This is a genomic window from Exiguobacterium sp. CH10, assembly GCF_018617635.1.
GTDB lineage: Bacteria > Bacillota > Bacilli > Exiguobacteriales > Exiguobacteriaceae > Exiguobacterium > Exiguobacterium aestuarii_A.
Genome location: NZ_JACSKO010000001.1, coordinates 765,922 through 781,956, shown reverse-complemented (window position 1 = coordinate 781,956; position 16,035 = coordinate 765,922). Strand labels below are relative to the sequence as shown.

Genomic DNA, 16,035 nt, shown 5'->3' with positions numbered 1-16,035 from the left:
ATACGAATACAGAAGAGATACCCATATTTATCCAATGTCAAGCTGAGTCAAAGGATTCAATTGAAGGATCAGACGTTTACGCCGAATGGCTCATGAACCGAAGACGTTTCGACGCCACATAAAGCGAGAGGATGACGACGAGCATTCCGGTCATGAGCGGCCACATGAGATCTACTTCTGTCAGGAGCACTTCGCTCGAAAGCGGCCCGAGCATCCAAGGCATCCAATCGAGGTCGACCCAACCGATGAGGAGCGACATGACGAAATGGAGGCCGAGCGTCAACACGACCGCGACGACACCACTTTCCAACATCGCGGCGATAAGGAAGAAAATCGATAACTGAACAACAAAATGACAGATGAGGAGTGTGGTCGATATGAGAAAGTCGAGCCAATCGAATGCGTCGAACAAAATGACCGTATAATAGGCGGCTGCCGTTTGTGCGAGCAAGATGCTGCCGACGCTTAGTAGGGCGTAATGTCCCCATTTACTGACGACGATGCGTGACGTCGGGATTTGTAACGACTTGAGCCAGGCGAGGGTCCCGTTTGTCCGTTCATGGCTGAACGTATGCATCGCCGACAATAAGACGACGAGGAGCCCGATTTGGCGAAGCTGTTCGCTGACAGAAATCAATACTTCTTCCGGTGTCGGTGTCGGAATTTCAATGACGGCACCGTCCGGTAAGTTCCCACCGGATGCGAGAATATCGGGTAAGAAATAAAGCGTGAGCGGCTGCATGGAGGCGAGGAGCATGAGAGCGATCGGAATCCAGATGAGTCGCTTGTTCGCCCACGACTCCCGCCATTCTTGTTTGAAAATTGCCGTGCGCATCAGGCGTTCACCTCCAAGAACAAGGACTCGAGTGACGGATGCCCGACGTGTAACGATTGGACGGTGACGTTCAGTTCAAGGATCCGGTTCAAGATTGCACGTTCAGCGATATACCGGTTCGTCGACTCGAACGTCCACGTCGAGCCATTCTTCGTCACACGACGCACACCGGCTAGCGTATTCCAATCTGTCCCACTCGTCGGGTCGTCGAAGAGACGTAATTCAATCGTGGATTTCGATCCGAGCAAGTCGGTCACCGTGCCTTCCATCAGTAGTTTACCTTGTCGAAGCAAGAGCACCCAGTCGCTCGCTTCTTCAGCATCCGGGAGGACGTGTGTCGAATAGAGAATCATTCGCTCTCGTTTCAAGTCGCTCAACAAGTCGAGCACTTCCCGTCGACCGCGTGGATCTAAAGCTGAGACCGGCTCGTCGAGTAACAGTAATTCAGGGTCATGGACGAGTGCCTGGGCGATGCCTAGACGCTGACGCATCCCGCCCGATAAGTTCGAGGCTGGACGATCGACCGGCTCAAGACCGACGCGTTTTAATAGTTGGATAGGATCAATATGTTTCGTTCCCGTCAATTCAGCAGCGTAGCGAATCGTCTCGACAGGCGTGAGGGACGGATAGAGGGCAGGGCGTTGTGGCAAATAGCCAACCCGAATCTGGTCATGTCCGCTCATATCGCCACTCGTCGGGTCCGTGACGCGGGCGAGCAAGTTCAACAAAGTAGTCTTCCCGGCACCATTTTCTCCGAGTAACGAGGTGCAACCTGGGCGCAGCTCAAAGCTGACATCATCGAGGGCCGTGAAGGAACCGAATCGTTTGGTTAACCGTGTGACTTTCATCGCGGCGTCCGTCCCCATAAGAAGTAGATGATCGGGCCGAGAATGTTGATGAAGACGATGACGAGGAGCCATACCCATTTCGGGCCGTTCGTCATGTCCCGTTTGAACAAGTCGATCAAAGCGACGACGAGTAAGATCAGTTGCAGGATGAGTACAGGTAACAGGATGAGAAAAAGTGTATTCGGGTCGTTTGCGATATCCATAGCGAGAACCTCCTTCAGTAATTAGACTGTCCTTACACATTCTACACGAACAGGGCGTCCCCTGTATGAGACACAAAAAATCCCCATCTCACGAAGAGACGGGGAAGATGAATCATTTGACGATGATGACAGGAGCGAGTGCACGTTTGGCGAGTTTATGACTGACGCTACCGAGCACGAACTCTTGGAACGTGTTCAATCCACGCGATCCGACGACGACATATTCGTACGGCTCGTGGTTCGCATATTTGACGAGCTCAACGTCCGGTTCACCACGAAGTTCGATGTACTCGTAAGGGATGCCTTCTGCTTCCGTCAAATCGAACAACGGTTTGAGCATCTGCTTCCGTTTTGTTTCCAAGTCGATTTTGCCCGTCGAGTTGAGGGCGGCCTCTTTTGATTCTTTCGCACTGATGACATGGACGATGTCAATCGACGCATTGGACGCCTTTGCGAGTTGAATCGCCTTTTCAAGCGCACGTTTCGAGTGGGCAGAACCATCTGCCGCTAAAAATACCTTTCCCATGAAAACTCCTCCTCTTTCGCACGTTCTACATTTAGTATAGGTGATTTGGTGAAGCGGGGGAATGCCGAATCAATGTCCTGCGTTCGCGTCTTGTTGCTTCAAATGAAGCGCGAGCGTGTTGAGCAGTTTTTCAGAGTCTTTATTCAAATTGAGAAGTTCAGGTTCAATTCCGACTTCACGGTATTTGAAGACGACCTTATCGATGGCGCCGATGGCCGAGTCATCCCAAAGATGCGTATTCGCAAAATCGATGGTGACCTGTTTGACACCTGCATCCACGTCTTCTGTCACATCAAACTGGTTGACGAATTCAGACGTCGAGGCGAAGAACAATTGTCCGTTTACCGTATAGTCTACGCGATGTGACGTGACGTGGCGACCGAGGTCGATTTTCGAAATTTTGGCAGCGAACAAAATCGCAGCCGTCAAAATTCCACCGAGCACACCGAGTGACAAGTCGTGCGTGAAGACCGTGACGATGACCGTGACGAGCATGACGACCGTGTCTGACTTTTGAGCGGTACGCATCGCTTTGAGCGAGCCCCAGTCGAACGTCGCATACGATACGAAGAACATGACACCGACGAGCGCGCCGACAGGAATTAGCATGAGCACATCACTGATCGTCATGATCATGATGAAGAGGGCGAGTCCTGCGGTGAATGTCGAGAGACGACCGCGCGCACCTGAGGAGACGTTAATGACCGATTGACCGATCATCGCGCATCCTGGCATCCCACCGAAGAATCCGGCAATGATGTTCGAAATCCCTTGACCACGCGACTCGCGGTTCTTATTCGAGTCCGTTCCTGTCATGTCATCGACGATTTGGGCCGTCAAGAGCGATTCAATCAAGCCGACGAACGCGAGTGAGATCGAGTACGGCAAGATGATCATGAGTGTCTCAAGCGTGAACGGCACATCCGGGAATAAGAAGTCCGGAAGTGTCGCTGAGATCGTTCCCATGTCCCCGATGTTTTTCGTATCGAGACCGAGCGTGATCGCGAGAATCGTCATGACGACGATGGCGACGAGCGGCGCAGGAATTGCTTTCGTGACACGTGGGAACAAGAAGATGATGGCGAGTGACGCCGCGACGATTGCCCAGATGATCCAGCTTTCCCCTTCAAAGTTTGACAACTGCGCTTGGAAAATCAAAATGGCAAGCGCGTTGACGAAACCGACCATGACGGCACGGGGAATGAATTTCATCAAGCGGGCGATGCCGAGATAACCGAGGATGATTTGAATAATTCCGGTCAAAATACCGGCAGCGAGCAAATACTGCAGACCGTGGTCGGCAACGAGCGAGACGACGACGAGCGCCATCGCACCGGTCGCAGCGGAAATCATGGCTGGACGACCTCCGGCAATCGAGATGACCATGGCGATGATGAATGAGGCATAAAGCCCTACCATCGGGTTGACGCCAGCGATGAGGGAGAAGGCGATGGCTTCCGGGATGAGCGCCAAAGCGACGACAATCCCGGCTAAAATGTCGGCTCGGACGTTTCCGAACCATTCATGTTTCAACGTATTCAATCTTTCCAAAAGAACACACCTTTCTGTATAAAATGATTTGATTTTCGAGTCTCACGAAAATCAAAATAATGGAATCCGTTCATTTTCAACGTGTTTCATCATACCGAATCTAGTCCAAAATGACAATTGATTCGTGTGAAAAACTATGGTAATTTCATAACGTATAGGTTATATAACGGAAAAGTTATATGAAAGGTGGGGAGTAGTCATGTATACCGTGAAAGAATTAAGTAAAGTTCTCAAAGTGCTAGGTGACCCGACCCGATTGACGATGTTGAAACAGATGGAAGCAGGCGAACAGTGCGCCTGTAGTTTCGTCGATTGTTTCGATATTTCGCAACCAGCAATCAGTCGCCATTTGAAGATGTTACGCCAGGCGGGGCTCTTGCTCGAGCGTCGGGACAAACAGTGGATCCATTATCGATTGAACGAGACGAGTCCGTTTTATCCGCTCGTCAAAGATTTATTAGCGAATTTAGAGACGACTGAGCCGAGCTGTGATTGCGAGCCGAATTGTGCCGTTTAAGGAGAGATGAAGATGAAACTTGAAGTGTTCGAACCAGCCATGTGTTGTCCGACCGGATTGTGTGGACCGTCCATCGACCCGGAACTGACACGGGTGGCGACTATCCATTACGTGTTACAGCAACGGGGCTTTGATGTGTCACGCTATAATCTCGCATCGGAACCGAACCGATTCGTCGAGAATACCATCGTCCAAGCTGAAATCATGAACGGGCTCGATGTGCTCCCGATGACGCTCGTCGACGGAGAGATTGTGAAACGGGGCACCTATTTGACGAATGAAGAGATGGCGGAATTGACGGGATTACCGATTGCCGCATTCACCAAACAAGATGGAGAAAAACCGAAAGTTCGAATCTCACTCAAAAAATAAGGAGATGCTCACAGTGAAGCCATTTGATTTTCAGACGATTGAACCGACCCGCTATGTGTTTTTGACCGGGAAAGGTGGCGTTGGGAAGACGTCGACGGCATCGAGTCTCGCCTTGACGCTCGCCAATCGTGGAAAACAGATTTTACTCGTCTCGACCGACCCGGCGAGTAATCTACAAGACGTCTTTGAGATGGAGCTCGATGAGACACCGCGTCTCGTTACAGGAACGACGCTTGCGATTGCCAACTTTGACCCGGAACAGGCGGCAAAACAGTATATGGAACGCATGGTCGGTCCGTATCGGGGCGTTTTACCGGACGTTGCCATCCAATCGGTGGAAGAACAGTTGTCTGGCGCCTGTACGGTAGAGATTGCGGCGTTCGATCAATTCACGGATCTGTTGACGTCCGAGGCGGCACGGGAACGATACGACCATATCATCTTTGATACGGCACCGACCGGGCATACGCTCCGATTACTGACCCTACCGAGCGCATGGGATGAATTTTTAGAGACGAATACGACGGGTGCGTCTTGTCTTGGTCCATTGGCTGGTCTTGCGGATAAACAAGTGCAGTACAAACGAGCCGTCGAGACGCTCATCGATGACAACGAGACGACGTTATTGCTCGTCGCTCGTCCCGAAAAGTCGACGCTTGTCGAAGCGGCACGGGCCGCGACCGAGCTTCGGGCCATCGGCATCGAGCGAATGCAGCTCATCATCAACGGTGTCGTCGAGTCAGGTAAAGGGACAGACCGTTACACGAAGCGGTTCATCGAACGTCAACAACAAGCACTCGATGATCTCCCGCATGGAATCGTCGACCTCGAGACGTTTACGCTCCCGTATGCGTATGAGAATCTCGTCGGGGTTTCGGCGCTCCAGCGTTTTGTGGGCGGGGAGTCGGTCGTGATCTCGGATGCACGTTATGATACGAGTCGTTACGGCTCGATCGATCAACTCGTCGACGAAATGGAAGCGGACGGTCCTAGCGTGATTATGACGATGGGGAAAGGTGGGGTCGGGAAGACGACACTCGCCTCGCTTCTTGCTGTCGCGCTTCACGAACGAGGGCATGCTGTCCATTTGACGACAACAGACCCGGCCGCTCATGTCGCACTCACAATTGGCGCAGACGTTTCAGATACGTTCACCGTCGATGCCATTGATCCGAAAGCCGAGATTGAGAAGTATCGGACGGATGTGTTCCGGGAAGCAGGGGACATGAACGAAGAGCAACGCATGATGCTCGAAGAGGACTTGCGCTCACCGTGTACAGAAGAGATTGCCGTCTTCCGAGCCTTTGCTGATCAAGTGGCGAAAGCGAGAGACCGCTTCGTCGTCATCGATACAGCTCCAACTGGGCATACACTTCTGTTATTAGATGCGACGGAGAGCTATCATCGTGAACTTGAACGGTCGACCGGCGTCGTTCCGGAAGCGGTCCGAACGTTACTGCCGAAACTGCGCGACCCGAAACAAACGCACATCATCATCACGACACTGCCTGAGGCGACGCCGGTATATGAAGCGGAGCGTCTCACGGCCGACTTACAACGGGCAGCGATTCAACCGTTCGCTTGGGTCGTCAATCAATCGTTTACGCCACTCGACGTCACAAGCAAGCTGCTGACATCGAAAGTCGCGAGCGAGGCGACATGGCTCGAACGTGTGAACAATAATCCACGCCCGACGATTCTCGCATGGCAAGAACAACTGCCGGTTGGATACTCGGCATTATCTCAATTATTAAAGGAGAAAATACAATGAACATCACAAACGAAGCAATCGATTTTTTGAAGACGGCACTTGAAGAGGAGGAAACGAAATCTGTCCGCATCATCACAGAGGCAGGTTGCTGTGGACCGACGCTCGGTCTAGCCGTTGCGACACCAGAAGAGACAGACGAAGTGAAGCAATTCGACACGCTCACGTTTGCTGTTGCGAAGGAAGCAGAAGCGTTGGCGGAAAATGTTACGCTCGACGTCGAATCGACAGAAGATGGCATCACGCTCGTGTTGCACGGTTTACAACCATCTTGTTAATGAAATAAATAGAGATTATTGGAGGAACTCATTGTGCAGTGGATTGCTAGTTTAATTTTTTTGGTGACGCTCTTTCTCATCATCAAGCAACCGAAAGGCCTCGGCATCGGTTACTCGGCGATGGCGATGGCCGTCATCGCCCTCCTTTCAGGCGTCGTCAACCTCGATGACGTCGGAACGGTATGGGGCATCATCTGGAACGCAACGTTCACGTTCATAGCCGTGATTTTGATCTCACTTATTTTAGATGAGATTGGATTTTTTGAATGGGCCGCTTTACATATGGCACGAATCGCTAAAGGCGGTGGGGTGAAGCTGTTTGTCTACATCACCTTACTCGGCGCGCTCGTCGCAGCATTGTTCGCGAACGACGGGGCCGCGCTCATTTTGACACCAATCGTCTTGGCGATGGTGCGAGCACTCAAACTGCCGGACGCGGTCGTGTTGGCGTATGTGATGGCATCCGGCTTCATCGCCGACACGGCAAGTCTCCCGTTCATCGTCTCGAACCTGGTCAATATCGTCTCGGCTGACTTCTTCGGTATCGGGTTTGCTGAGTATGCGGCGCGGATGGTATTCGTCAACGTGTTCGCAGTCGCAGGTAGTCTACTCGTCTTGTATCTCTATTTCAAAAAAGACATCCCGAAACAATATGACGCGTCTCAGTTGGCCGAACCGACGTCGGTCATTAAAGACCATACGATGTTCCGCTTGTCGTGGGTCGTACTCGCTTTGCTAGTCATCGGGTATTTCACGAGTGACTTGCTCGGCATCCCGGTCTCGCTCGTCGCCGGTGTCATCGCCTTGTTCTTCCTCGTGATGGCGAATCGATCATCTGCCGTAGAGACGACTCAAGTCGTCAAAGGTGCACCTTGGGCCATCGTCTTTTTCTCGCTCGGGATGTATATCGTCGTTTACGGTTTACAAAACGCGGGACTGACACAAGTACTTGCCAACTTCATTGACTGGTTTGCAGTGAACGCATTCAGTGCGACGTTCGGGATGGGTTTCTTGGCAGCGATTCTATCGTCTGTCATGAACAACATGCCGACCGTCATGATTGATGCGCTCGCCATCGACTTGACGCATACGACCGGTCAGATTCGGGAAGCGTTAATCTATGCGAACGTCATCGGGTCCGACCTTGGACCAAAGATTACCCCAATCGGGTCGCTTGCGACGCTTCTATGGCTCCATGTGCTCCGCACGAAAGGCCTCAAAATCGGATGGGGTGAGTATTTCAAAGTCGGGATCATCTTGACGATTCCGACATTAGCCATCACGTTGTTCGGCCTCTATATCAGCTTATTACTTTATTAAGGAGTGAGTTATATGAAATTAGTCATCATTGGATCAGTTGCTGCCGGGACATCGGTCGCAGCGAAAGCACGTCGGAATAACGAGGACGCCCAGATTACGATTTACGACAGGGATTATGATATCTCGTACTCAGGTTGCGGCATTCCGTACTACGTCGGCGGAGAAGTGGAGTCACGTGACGATTTGACACCTCGTGACGCGGCGTTCTTCAAGAAACGCTACAACATCGATGTCATGACACGTCATAACGTGACGACAGTCGACAAGGACGCGAAGACGGTGACGGTGGAAAACTTAGAGACAGGTGACACGTTCACGGACTCCTATGATGTCCTCGTCCTTGCGACAGGGGCGACAAGCATCATTCCACCGATTCCGGGTGTGAAGTCGGATAACGTCTTCCCGATCCGAAACATTCAGCATGCCGAAGCGACACGTTCGTTCGTCGACTCGACGAACCCGAAACATGCGACCATCATCGGTGCCGGTTTCATCGGTCTTGAGATGGCCGAACAGTTGAAGCTTCGTGGTGTGGACGTGACAATCATCGAGCGCGTGCCGCAGGTGATGCCACCACTTGATAAAGACATGGTGTGCCGCGTCGAGGAACACCTCGAGAAGAACGGAATCGAACTTATGCTCGGGGAGACGGTGACGGAACTTGTCGGTGATGGACATGTGGAGCGTGTCGTCACGGATAGCGGCAAGACGATCGAGACCGACTTCGTCATCTTATCGGTCGGCGTCCGTCCGAACGTCGAGCTTGCGATGAACATGGGAGTCAAACTAGGTGAGACGGGTGCGATTGCCGTCAATGAACGTATGGAAACGAACATCCCGGACGTGTATGCGGCCGGGGACGTCGCGGAGAGCTTCTCGATTGTGACAGGAAAACCAATTTGGCGCCCGCTCGGTTCGACAGCGAACAAGATGGGGCGGACCGCTGGGGACGTGATCACAGGCGGTCATCTCGAGCATCGCGGTATTCTCGGAACGGGTATCTTCAAAGTGTTCGGACTTTCTGTGGCGCAGACGGGACTTTCCGAGAAGGAAGCACGCGAACTCGGTTACGACATCGAGGTGCTTCATAACACGAAACCGGATAAGCCTGCCTACATGGGTGGGAAAGACATGACGATAAAAGCGATCGCGGATCGTTCGACACGTCAATTGCTCGGCATCCAAATCGTCGGGTTCGAAGGAGTCGACAAACGAATCGACGTCTTCGTCACGGCCATTACACTGAAGGCGAAAGTGGATGACTTGTTCCACCTCGACCTCGCATACGCACCGCCGTTCTCGACGACGAAAGATCCGGTCATGTATACAGGGATGGTCCTTTCAAACAGTATCGACAAGGCGGCACGACTCATCACACCGGCCGAGCTGCAGACACGAATCGATGCAGGGGAAGACATGCAAATCATCGATACGCGTAAAGCGGCGCAGTTCGAGAAGGCGTGTGTCGATTGTGCGGTCAACGTCCCACTCGGTAACCTCCGCGAAGCGGCGAAAGACATGGACAAGGAAAAGCCGACCGTCGTTTACTGTAACGGTGGGGTGACAGGGAACGCGGCACAAAACGTGCTCCGCAACCTCGGATTCACTGACGTGTACAACTTGTCAGGCGGGAACAAGAACTATCAGTTGTTCAAAAAATACGGGAACTAAACAAGGCGACGTCCATTGCGGGCGTCGTTTTTTGTACATTGACCTTTCAACGGAACAGCAGAAAGAACGTGATGAATATTGACGGTTGTCTTTTTAGTTCATTGTTCTTAGTTGATTTGTAAGAAGAATGATGCCAATTGACCCTTTTCTAAAATAACGTTGCTTCGATAAAGGAAACCGTTTACAATTTTTTGTGTAAGCGTTTTCTCAAAATAGTGCTACAAGGAGGGACCCTCATGGTCAAAAAGCAATGGAAACCCGTATGGGCAGTTGTGCTAACGTTTGCACTAATTCTGTCAATGTTTCCGATGCCGACGTCCGCTTTAGAAAAAGGGAAGTCGACACTCGTCGTCGTCCATTATCAAGAGGCGCCGGATAACGAAAAGGATTGGAACTTATGGCTTTGGGCGAATGGCCCAGATTACTTCCCGAACAAAGGATTCACGTTTAATGGGGAAGATGCATTCGGAAAGGTGGCGGCTTACGAATTCCCGGTCGATTCACCTGAAAAAATTGGTCTCATCGTTCGAACGGACAACTGGGACAAAGATAAAGGGTCAGAGAACGACCGCTTCATCACAAGCGACATGATTCAAGATGGTGTCGCAGAAGTGTGGATCAAGTCAGGTGATCCGAAGATTTATACGTCGAACCCAGACGGGGAGACGACTTCAACGGAAATCGATATGAAAGTTCACTATTTCCGTTACGACAATACATACACGGAATGGGGCCTATGGACTTGGCCAGACGGTGGGGACGGTCAGAGCATCGCGTTTGACGAGACAGATGCATTCGGTGGCGTGGCGAACGTCAAGCTCGCCAACCCAGAGTCGAAAAAACTTATGGGCTTGATCACGAAAAAAGGAGAATGGACGGAGAAAGACGGGGAAGATCGCTTCGTTCTTGGTTCAGCGAAAGAAATTTGGCTCGTTGAAGGAGATTCAACGATTTACTATTCAGAACCTGAAATCGATCGCTCACCGAAACTCGTCTCATTCTCGGCGGACACGTTCCGTCAAGCAACACTCACGACGAACCGCGTCATTACAGATGCGTTCATCGATGAAGTGACGGTAGATGGTGCAACTGTCGCTGCCATCACAAAGGCTGGTGACAAATCAGTCACAATTGAATTCAAAGAAGATATCGATTTAGCAAAAGTCATCAAAGCCTCACATCCTGAGTTTGGTGAACAGACGCTTCAAGCAGGAAAAGTACTTCGTTCAAAAGAGTTTGATGCGAAGTATGCCTATAATGGAAAACTCGGCATCACGTACCAAAAATCAAAAACTCAATTTGTTCTTTGGGCACCGACAGCTCAGCAAGTCGAGCTCGAGCTATGGAACATGCCGAAAGACCGACCAGCGAACGACAAAGACTTGAAAAAAGTCATCCAGATGAAACGTGGGGAACGTGGCACGTGGGTGGCTGAAGTACGCGGTGACCTCGATGGTGTCGGGTATACGTATCAAGTGACACATGCGACAGGGAAAGTCCGTGCGGTCGATCCGTATGCGACAGCTGTCGGTGTAAATGGAGACCAAGGGGTCATCGTCGACTTGAAAGAAACAGATCCGAAACGTTGGAACTCGATGAAGCCGAAGTTGAAAAATGCGACGGACGCCATCATCTATGAGACACATGTCCGCGACTTCTCGATTTTTGATGTCACATCGAACACATACGATTCAGGAATCCGCCATAAAGGCAAATACCTCGGTGTCGTTCAACCAGGAACTCGCTTGATTGAGAACGGGAAGAAGACAGCGACAAAGACGGGACTCGACCACGTCAAAGACCTTGGCGTGACACACGTCCAGTTCATCCCGGTCTATGACTACAACACCGCTTCTGTCGACGAAACGAACCCGACGGCAACATACAACTGGGGCTACGATCCGAAAAACTACAACGCACCAGAAGGATCGTATTCAACGAATCCTTACGATGCCAAAGTGCGGATCAGTCAGATGAAAGAAATGATTCAAGGGCTACATGACAACAACTTACGTGCCGTCATGGATGTTGTCTACAACCACATGTTCGACGCGCAAGCATCTAACCTTCACAAAATCGTACCGGGTTACTACTACCGTTATACGGCAGGTGGCGACTTCGCAAACGGAACAGGTGTCGGGAACGATACAGCGTCTGAGCGTGCGATGATGCAAAAACTCATTGTCGATTCAGTCGTCTACTGGGCAAAAGAATACCATTGGGACGGCTTCCGCTTCGACTTGATGGGAATCCACGATGTCGATACGATGAACAAAGTTCGTGCGGAATTGAATAAAGTCGACAAATCGATTCTCGTCTTCGGTGAAGGCTGGGATCTCGGCACGCCACTTGACGCCGAACTCAAAGCGAACCAAAAGAACGCCTACGACATGCCTGGTGTTGCTCACTTCAATGACAACATCCGTGATGGATTGAAAGGTAGCGTCTTCTACGATGAGGACAATGGCTTCATCAACGGAAAAGAAGGTATGGAGAACCGCGTGAAGACAGGAATCGTCGGTGAAATCACGTATAACGACATGATCAAAGGGTTCACGAAAGAACCGACGCAAGCGATCACATATATCGAAGCGCACGATAACCATACGCTTTGGGATAAGTTAGAATTGACGAATCCTGACGCCTCTGAAGAAGTGCGTACAGACATGCACCGCCTCGCTTCTAGCATTCTCTTGACGAGCCAAGGTACGACATTCCTTCACGCTGGTCAGGAGTTCATGCGTACGAAAGAAGGCGACCATAACTCGTACAAATCGCCGGACTCGATCAACCAGCTCGACTGGAAGCGGGCAGCCGACCGTAAGGCGGATGTCCAATACATGAAAGGCTTGATTGAGATGCGGAAAGCAAATCCTGGTCTCCGCATGACGAAAGCGACTGATGTGAAGCGCTTCTTGAAATTCTACAAGTCTGAGGCGAACGTCATCACGTACTTGATTGATGAAAACGCACCAGGACAAAAGAACGACTTGTACATCACACATAACGCAAACCCGAACGCTGTATCCGTGAAACTTCCAAAAGGAACGTGGAACGTGATTGTCGACGGGGACCGCGCTGGAACGAAGACGATTAAACGTACGACGGGCAGAGTCACAGTCCCTGCATACCATACGTTTGTTCTCGAGCGTAACTAATTCATTGACCCCACTTGTAAACAAGTGGGGTTTTCGTATGGCACGATTATGGGTATTTGGTAATTAATGTTTAAAAAACTAGTCTTTTTGTATGAACACGAGAGTTTACGTTTGGAATTTCCATCTCTTTCGAAAGGAGAGATTGTATGGCGATTTTCAAGAAGTGGATTCATCGCGTCAATGGAGACGACACGGAAATCCTTTCTAAAGGAGCAATCCCTGCATTTCATGTGGACTCCTTGTTGATTGAACAATATCCTTATGCCATCTACGTACTCGATACAAACGGTCGCTTGATCGATTCAAACGAAAAGATGGGACTTTTGTTTGACAATCTCGCCCTTTCCCCGGCGGAGTCAGAAGAGTTTGCTCCCTATCACGGGCAGGCGTTAGTCGGAGAAACGGTTCATTTTGAACTAGTCAAAACATATGAGGGGCAAAAACGTAAACTTGCGGTCACGTGTACCCCTCTTTATAAAGATCAACTCATTCAAGGCGTATATGGGATTGTCAAAGACATGAGCGCGGAATGGGAGACGCAAAATCGTTATGCCATTATGAAAGTAGGACGTGAATTGCTTGAACAAGTGCCAGGACTCATGATGATCGAGGCACATCTTGGTGAGGATACGTTTTCTTTCTCTTCGCAAGTGTCATCATTCCTTGGTCTTTCGAGACGACGCTTGAAGGATATGACGCTAGACGAAATTCGTGAAATTGTCCATTCTGATGATTGGGAACGACTCACACAAGCGATTCGAACATTGCGAACAGCCGGAGAAGGGGCAGACTTCGCGATTGAGATTCGCCTTCTTCATCAGGTGACTAATGAAGAATTACCTGTAACGGTACGGGGTGCACTGTCTCTCGAACGGAATGTGTTCACGTACGTTATTTTTTCGACGAAAGACCAGCAACGCATCGAGCATGAATTGACTGATAAAGATGAGCTGTTGCGTCGTGTCTGTGAGGCTTCGGACATGGCGATTTGTGATTACAGTTACGACACGCGCCAAATCGAGTTTGCGACAGGACAGTATCAAACCATCTTCGGTTTTTCGGTGAAACAGTTCAATGCCCATCCAGATTATTGGAAAGTCGTCATCAATCAAGATGACTTGGAAAAAGTCAATCGCGCAAATGAGAAAACACGTCATGAGACCCCGGTTCAGCTTGAATATCGGATTTTTGTCGGGAAGAAGCAGAAATGGATTCAGGAGGTTCGTCAGCATCTGTACGATGAGACGGGACGCGTGCGAGGGTTTCAGGCGTTGATTCGCGATCTGACCGAAGTGAGGGAACAGGAAGCGGAAGTCCTTCGACTGATTGAATTCGACCCGATGACGAATCTTCCGAACCGCGAGACGATGTTTCAGTCCATCACTCGATTGATTCAGACGGAGCTTGCATTCGTCCTATTCACGGTCACGTTCAATCGGATTGGGGACATCAATCGAGCTTTCGGCTATGAATATGGCGATGAATGGCGGATCCAAACGGGTCACCGATTGCTCCAAAGTGTACCGGACGAAGCGGTCGTCGGCCATTTGGACGGGGATACGTATCTCGTCATCATGCCGGGTCATCACGAGGATGAACAGTTGTTTCAAATCGGGAAGCGACTCACGACTTTATCCAAATACTGTTTTCAACTCGAACCGTATTCCGTGTACCCGAATATGCAAATCGGGGTCAGTCGCTATCCGAACGACGCGGATGACGAGACGACACTCATTCGCCGTAGTTATATGGCGATGGGGCGAGCGGGGAAGTCGGGAGCGGCTCCCATTTCGTTGTATGCCTCGCACATGAATCTCGATGAGTTGAAGCGGTTCGAATTGTTGCGTGACTTGCCGAACGCCATTGATCGAAATGAATTCTATCTCTTATATCAACCGAAAGTGAATGCGTGGACGGGAGAAATCACGGGAGCGGAGGCGTTGATGCGGTGGGATCACCCGACATGGGGTGTGGTGTCCCCGCTCGACTTCATCCCACTCGCTGAAGAGAGCAATCTGTTCATTCGATTGACGGACTATTTGATTGATGAGGTGTTTCGCTATTTGGCGACGTTACCGAAAAAGGTCCCCATCTCGTTGAACGTCTCCCCGAAGTACTTGTATCACGAGCAGTTGCTGCATACGTTTGAAGGAGCAAGTCTGCGACATGATGTCCCGTTAGATTGGATTGAAATTGAGGTGGCCGAGACGTCACAACTAGATGAAACGCACCATATCATGAACGTCTTTTCTTCACTGAAAGCACTCGGGATTCAGCTCGCACTCGACGACTTCGGGAAAGGGTACTCATCACTTGCCTATTTGCAACAATTCCAAGTCAACACGATCAAGATTGACCGGATTTTCGGTCACGGCGTATCCGAGAACAAGCAAGCCCGCGCCATCATTCATAGTCTTGTCGTCTTGGCAAAAGAATTTGATCTCGAAGTCGTCGTGGAAGGTATCGAACAGATGGATGATTTATTGCTGTTGCGTCAACTCGGATGCAAAACGATTCAAGGGTATCTGTTCAGTCCACCTGTCCGTGGAGAGGTGTTCGAGAAGATGATGCATACCGGAAAACTGATTGCCGACCCGCTCGATGACCACGAGATGGCGACGAATCGCTACATTCAAGCGGGAATCACCATCACGACGATTCGCGAGCAACCCGTATCGGTCGGAATCTCTTCGATTGTGTTGACATCGCGTTCGGACCAGCATCTTCATTTTTACGCTGCGCTCCGTCTTCCTTTAGATGGCGAGGTTGAGTTCATCATTCGTTTCGCGTCTGGAGCGGATTTACCCGTTCGCTTGCGTCGGATGACGGAAGTGACGAATGGAGTTTACCAATACGCCGCTGCATACGAATCGAGCCTGATGATTGAGACGCAACTCACTTCCCTTGAAACGGAAGTGACGGGGAACGAAGGAATCACCGATTACATGCAACTCGTTCATCAAGCAGATGGCTCGTGATGACGTAACC

General features: G+C 50.6%; 13 protein-coding genes. 8 read left to right on the top strand and 5 right to left on the bottom strand.

What is annotated here, in order from left to right; all coding sequences use genetic code 11:
• Positions 1-76: 76 nt before the first annotated feature.
• The 5 genes from KNP04_RS04035 to KNP04_RS04015 form a co-directional block, all read right to left on the bottom strand.
• Positions 77-835 carry an ABC transporter permease gene (locus KNP04_RS04035; protein WP_214874736.1) on the bottom strand — a complete coding sequence of 253 codons (759 nt, stop codon included), beginning with the start codon at positions 833-835 and terminating at the stop codon, positions 77-79.
• Complete coding sequence (locus KNP04_RS04030; RefSeq protein ID WP_214874735.1) at positions 835-1,683, bottom strand: ABC transporter ATP-binding protein; 849 nt, start codon at positions 1,681-1,683, stop codon at positions 835-837. The genes KNP04_RS04035 and KNP04_RS04030 overlap by 1 nt, the downstream gene beginning before the upstream one ends.
• Positions 1,680-1,886 (bottom strand): PLD nuclease N-terminal domain-containing protein, encoded by a 207-nt coding sequence (locus KNP04_RS04025; protein WP_078147432.1) that lies wholly within the window; start codon positions 1,884-1,886, stop codon positions 1,680-1,682. Before KNP04_RS04025 ends, KNP04_RS04030 begins: the two co-directional genes overlap by 4 nt.
• Before the next feature lie 112 nt (positions 1,887-1,998).
• Positions 1,999-2,412 (bottom strand): universal stress protein, encoded by a 414-nt coding sequence (locus tag KNP04_RS04020; protein ID WP_214693889.1) that lies wholly within the window; start codon positions 2,410-2,412, stop codon positions 1,999-2,001.
• Positions 2,413-2,481: 69 nt separating this feature from the next.
• Positions 2,482-3,963: a SulP family inorganic anion transporter gene (locus KNP04_RS04015; RefSeq protein ID WP_214874734.1), complete on the bottom strand. Its 1,482-nt coding sequence runs from the start codon at positions 3,961-3,963 to the stop codon at positions 2,482-2,484.
• A gap of 199 nt (positions 3,964-4,162) precedes the next feature.
• On the opposite strand from KNP04_RS04015, the gene KNP04_RS04010 reads away from it, so the two are divergent.
• The 8 genes from KNP04_RS04010 to KNP04_RS03975 all read left to right on the top strand — a co-directional run bounded on the left by KNP04_RS04010 (position 4,163) and on the right by KNP04_RS03975 (position 16,025).
• Positions 4,163-4,480 carry an ArsR/SmtB family transcription factor gene (locus tag KNP04_RS04010; protein WP_214874733.1) on the top strand — a complete coding sequence of 106 codons (318 nt, stop codon included), beginning with the start codon at positions 4,163-4,165 and terminating at the stop codon, positions 4,478-4,480.
• A 12-nt stretch (positions 4,481-4,492) separates the two neighbouring features.
• The gene (gene arsD, locus KNP04_RS04005) at positions 4,493-4,852 is read left to right on the top strand and encodes an arsenite efflux transporter metallochaperone ArsD (protein WP_483297963.1); all 360 of its coding nucleotides are present in this window, start codon (positions 4,493-4,495) and stop codon (positions 4,850-4,852) included.
• 4 nt (positions 4,853-4,856) lie between these two features.
• Complete coding sequence (gene arsA / locus KNP04_RS04000; RefSeq protein ID WP_214875158.1) at positions 4,857-6,623, top strand: arsenical pump-driving ATPase; 1,767 nt, start codon at positions 4,857-4,859, stop codon at positions 6,621-6,623.
• A complete protein-coding gene (locus KNP04_RS03995) occupies positions 6,620-6,898 on the top strand; it encodes a Fe-S cluster assembly protein HesB (protein ID WP_074036419.1) in 279 nt (92 codons plus the stop codon). The genes arsA and KNP04_RS03995 overlap by 4 nt, the downstream gene beginning before the upstream one ends.
• Before the next feature lie 33 nt (positions 6,899-6,931).
• Positions 6,932-8,218 (top strand): arsenic transporter, encoded by a 1,287-nt coding sequence (locus KNP04_RS03990; RefSeq protein ID WP_214874731.1) that lies wholly within the window; start codon positions 6,932-6,934, stop codon positions 8,216-8,218.
• A gap of 12 nt (positions 8,219-8,230) precedes the next feature.
• On the top strand, positions 8,231-9,889 hold the full coding sequence (locus tag KNP04_RS03985) for an FAD-dependent oxidoreductase (RefSeq protein WP_214874730.1): 1,659 nt from the start codon (positions 8,231-8,233) through the stop codon (positions 9,887-9,889).
• 236 nt (positions 9,890-10,125) lie between these two features.
• Positions 10,126-13,047, top strand: coding sequence for a type I pullulanase (pulA, locus tag KNP04_RS03980; RefSeq protein ID WP_214874729.1), 2,922 nt, complete (start codon positions 10,126-10,128; stop codon positions 13,045-13,047).
• A 146-nt stretch (positions 13,048-13,193) separates the two neighbouring features.
• Positions 13,194-16,025 (top strand): EAL domain-containing protein, encoded by a 2,832-nt coding sequence (locus tag KNP04_RS03975; RefSeq protein WP_214874728.1) that lies wholly within the window; start codon positions 13,194-13,196, stop codon positions 16,023-16,025.
• Positions 16,026-16,035: the final 10 nt, after the last annotated feature.

Bases quoted from the DNA above. Each gene is read 5' to 3' on its own strand.
- KNP04_RS04020 (WP_214693889.1), bottom strand. From the start codon at position 2,412: ATGGGAAAGGTATTTTTAGCGGCAGATGGTTCTGCCCACTCGAAACGT.
- KNP04_RS04010 (WP_214874733.1), top strand. From the start codon at position 4,163: ATGTATACCGTGAAAGAATTAAGTAAAGTTCTCAAAGTGCTAGGTGAC.
- KNP04_RS04030 (WP_214874735.1), bottom strand. From the start codon at position 1,683: ATGAAAGTCACACGGTTAACCAAACGATTCGGTTCCTTCACGGCCCTC.
- arsA (WP_214875158.1), top strand. From the start codon at position 4,857: ATGCTCACAGTGAAGCCATTTGATTTTCAGACGATTGAACCGACCCGC.
- KNP04_RS03975 (WP_214874728.1), top strand. From the start codon at position 13,194: ATGGCGATTTTCAAGAAGTGGATTCATCGCGTCAATGGAGACGACACG.
- KNP04_RS03985 (WP_214874730.1), top strand. From the start codon at position 8,231: ATGAAATTAGTCATCATTGGATCAGTTGCTGCCGGGACATCGGTCGCA.
- pulA (WP_214874729.1), top strand. From the start codon at position 10,126: ATGGTCAAAAAGCAATGGAAACCCGTATGGGCAGTTGTGCTAACGTTT.
- KNP04_RS04035 (WP_214874736.1), bottom strand. From the start codon at position 835: ATGCGCACGGCAATTTTCAAACAAGAATGGCGGGAGTCGTGGGCGAAC.
- arsD (WP_483297963.1), top strand. From the start codon at position 4,493: ATGAAACTTGAAGTGTTCGAACCAGCCATGTGTTGTCCGACCGGATTG.
- KNP04_RS03995 (WP_074036419.1), top strand. From the start codon at position 6,620: ATGAACATCACAAACGAAGCAATCGATTTTTTGAAGACGGCACTTGAA.
- KNP04_RS04025 (WP_078147432.1), bottom strand. From the start codon at position 1,886: ATGGATATCGCAAACGACCCGAATACACTTTTTCTCATCCTGTTACCT.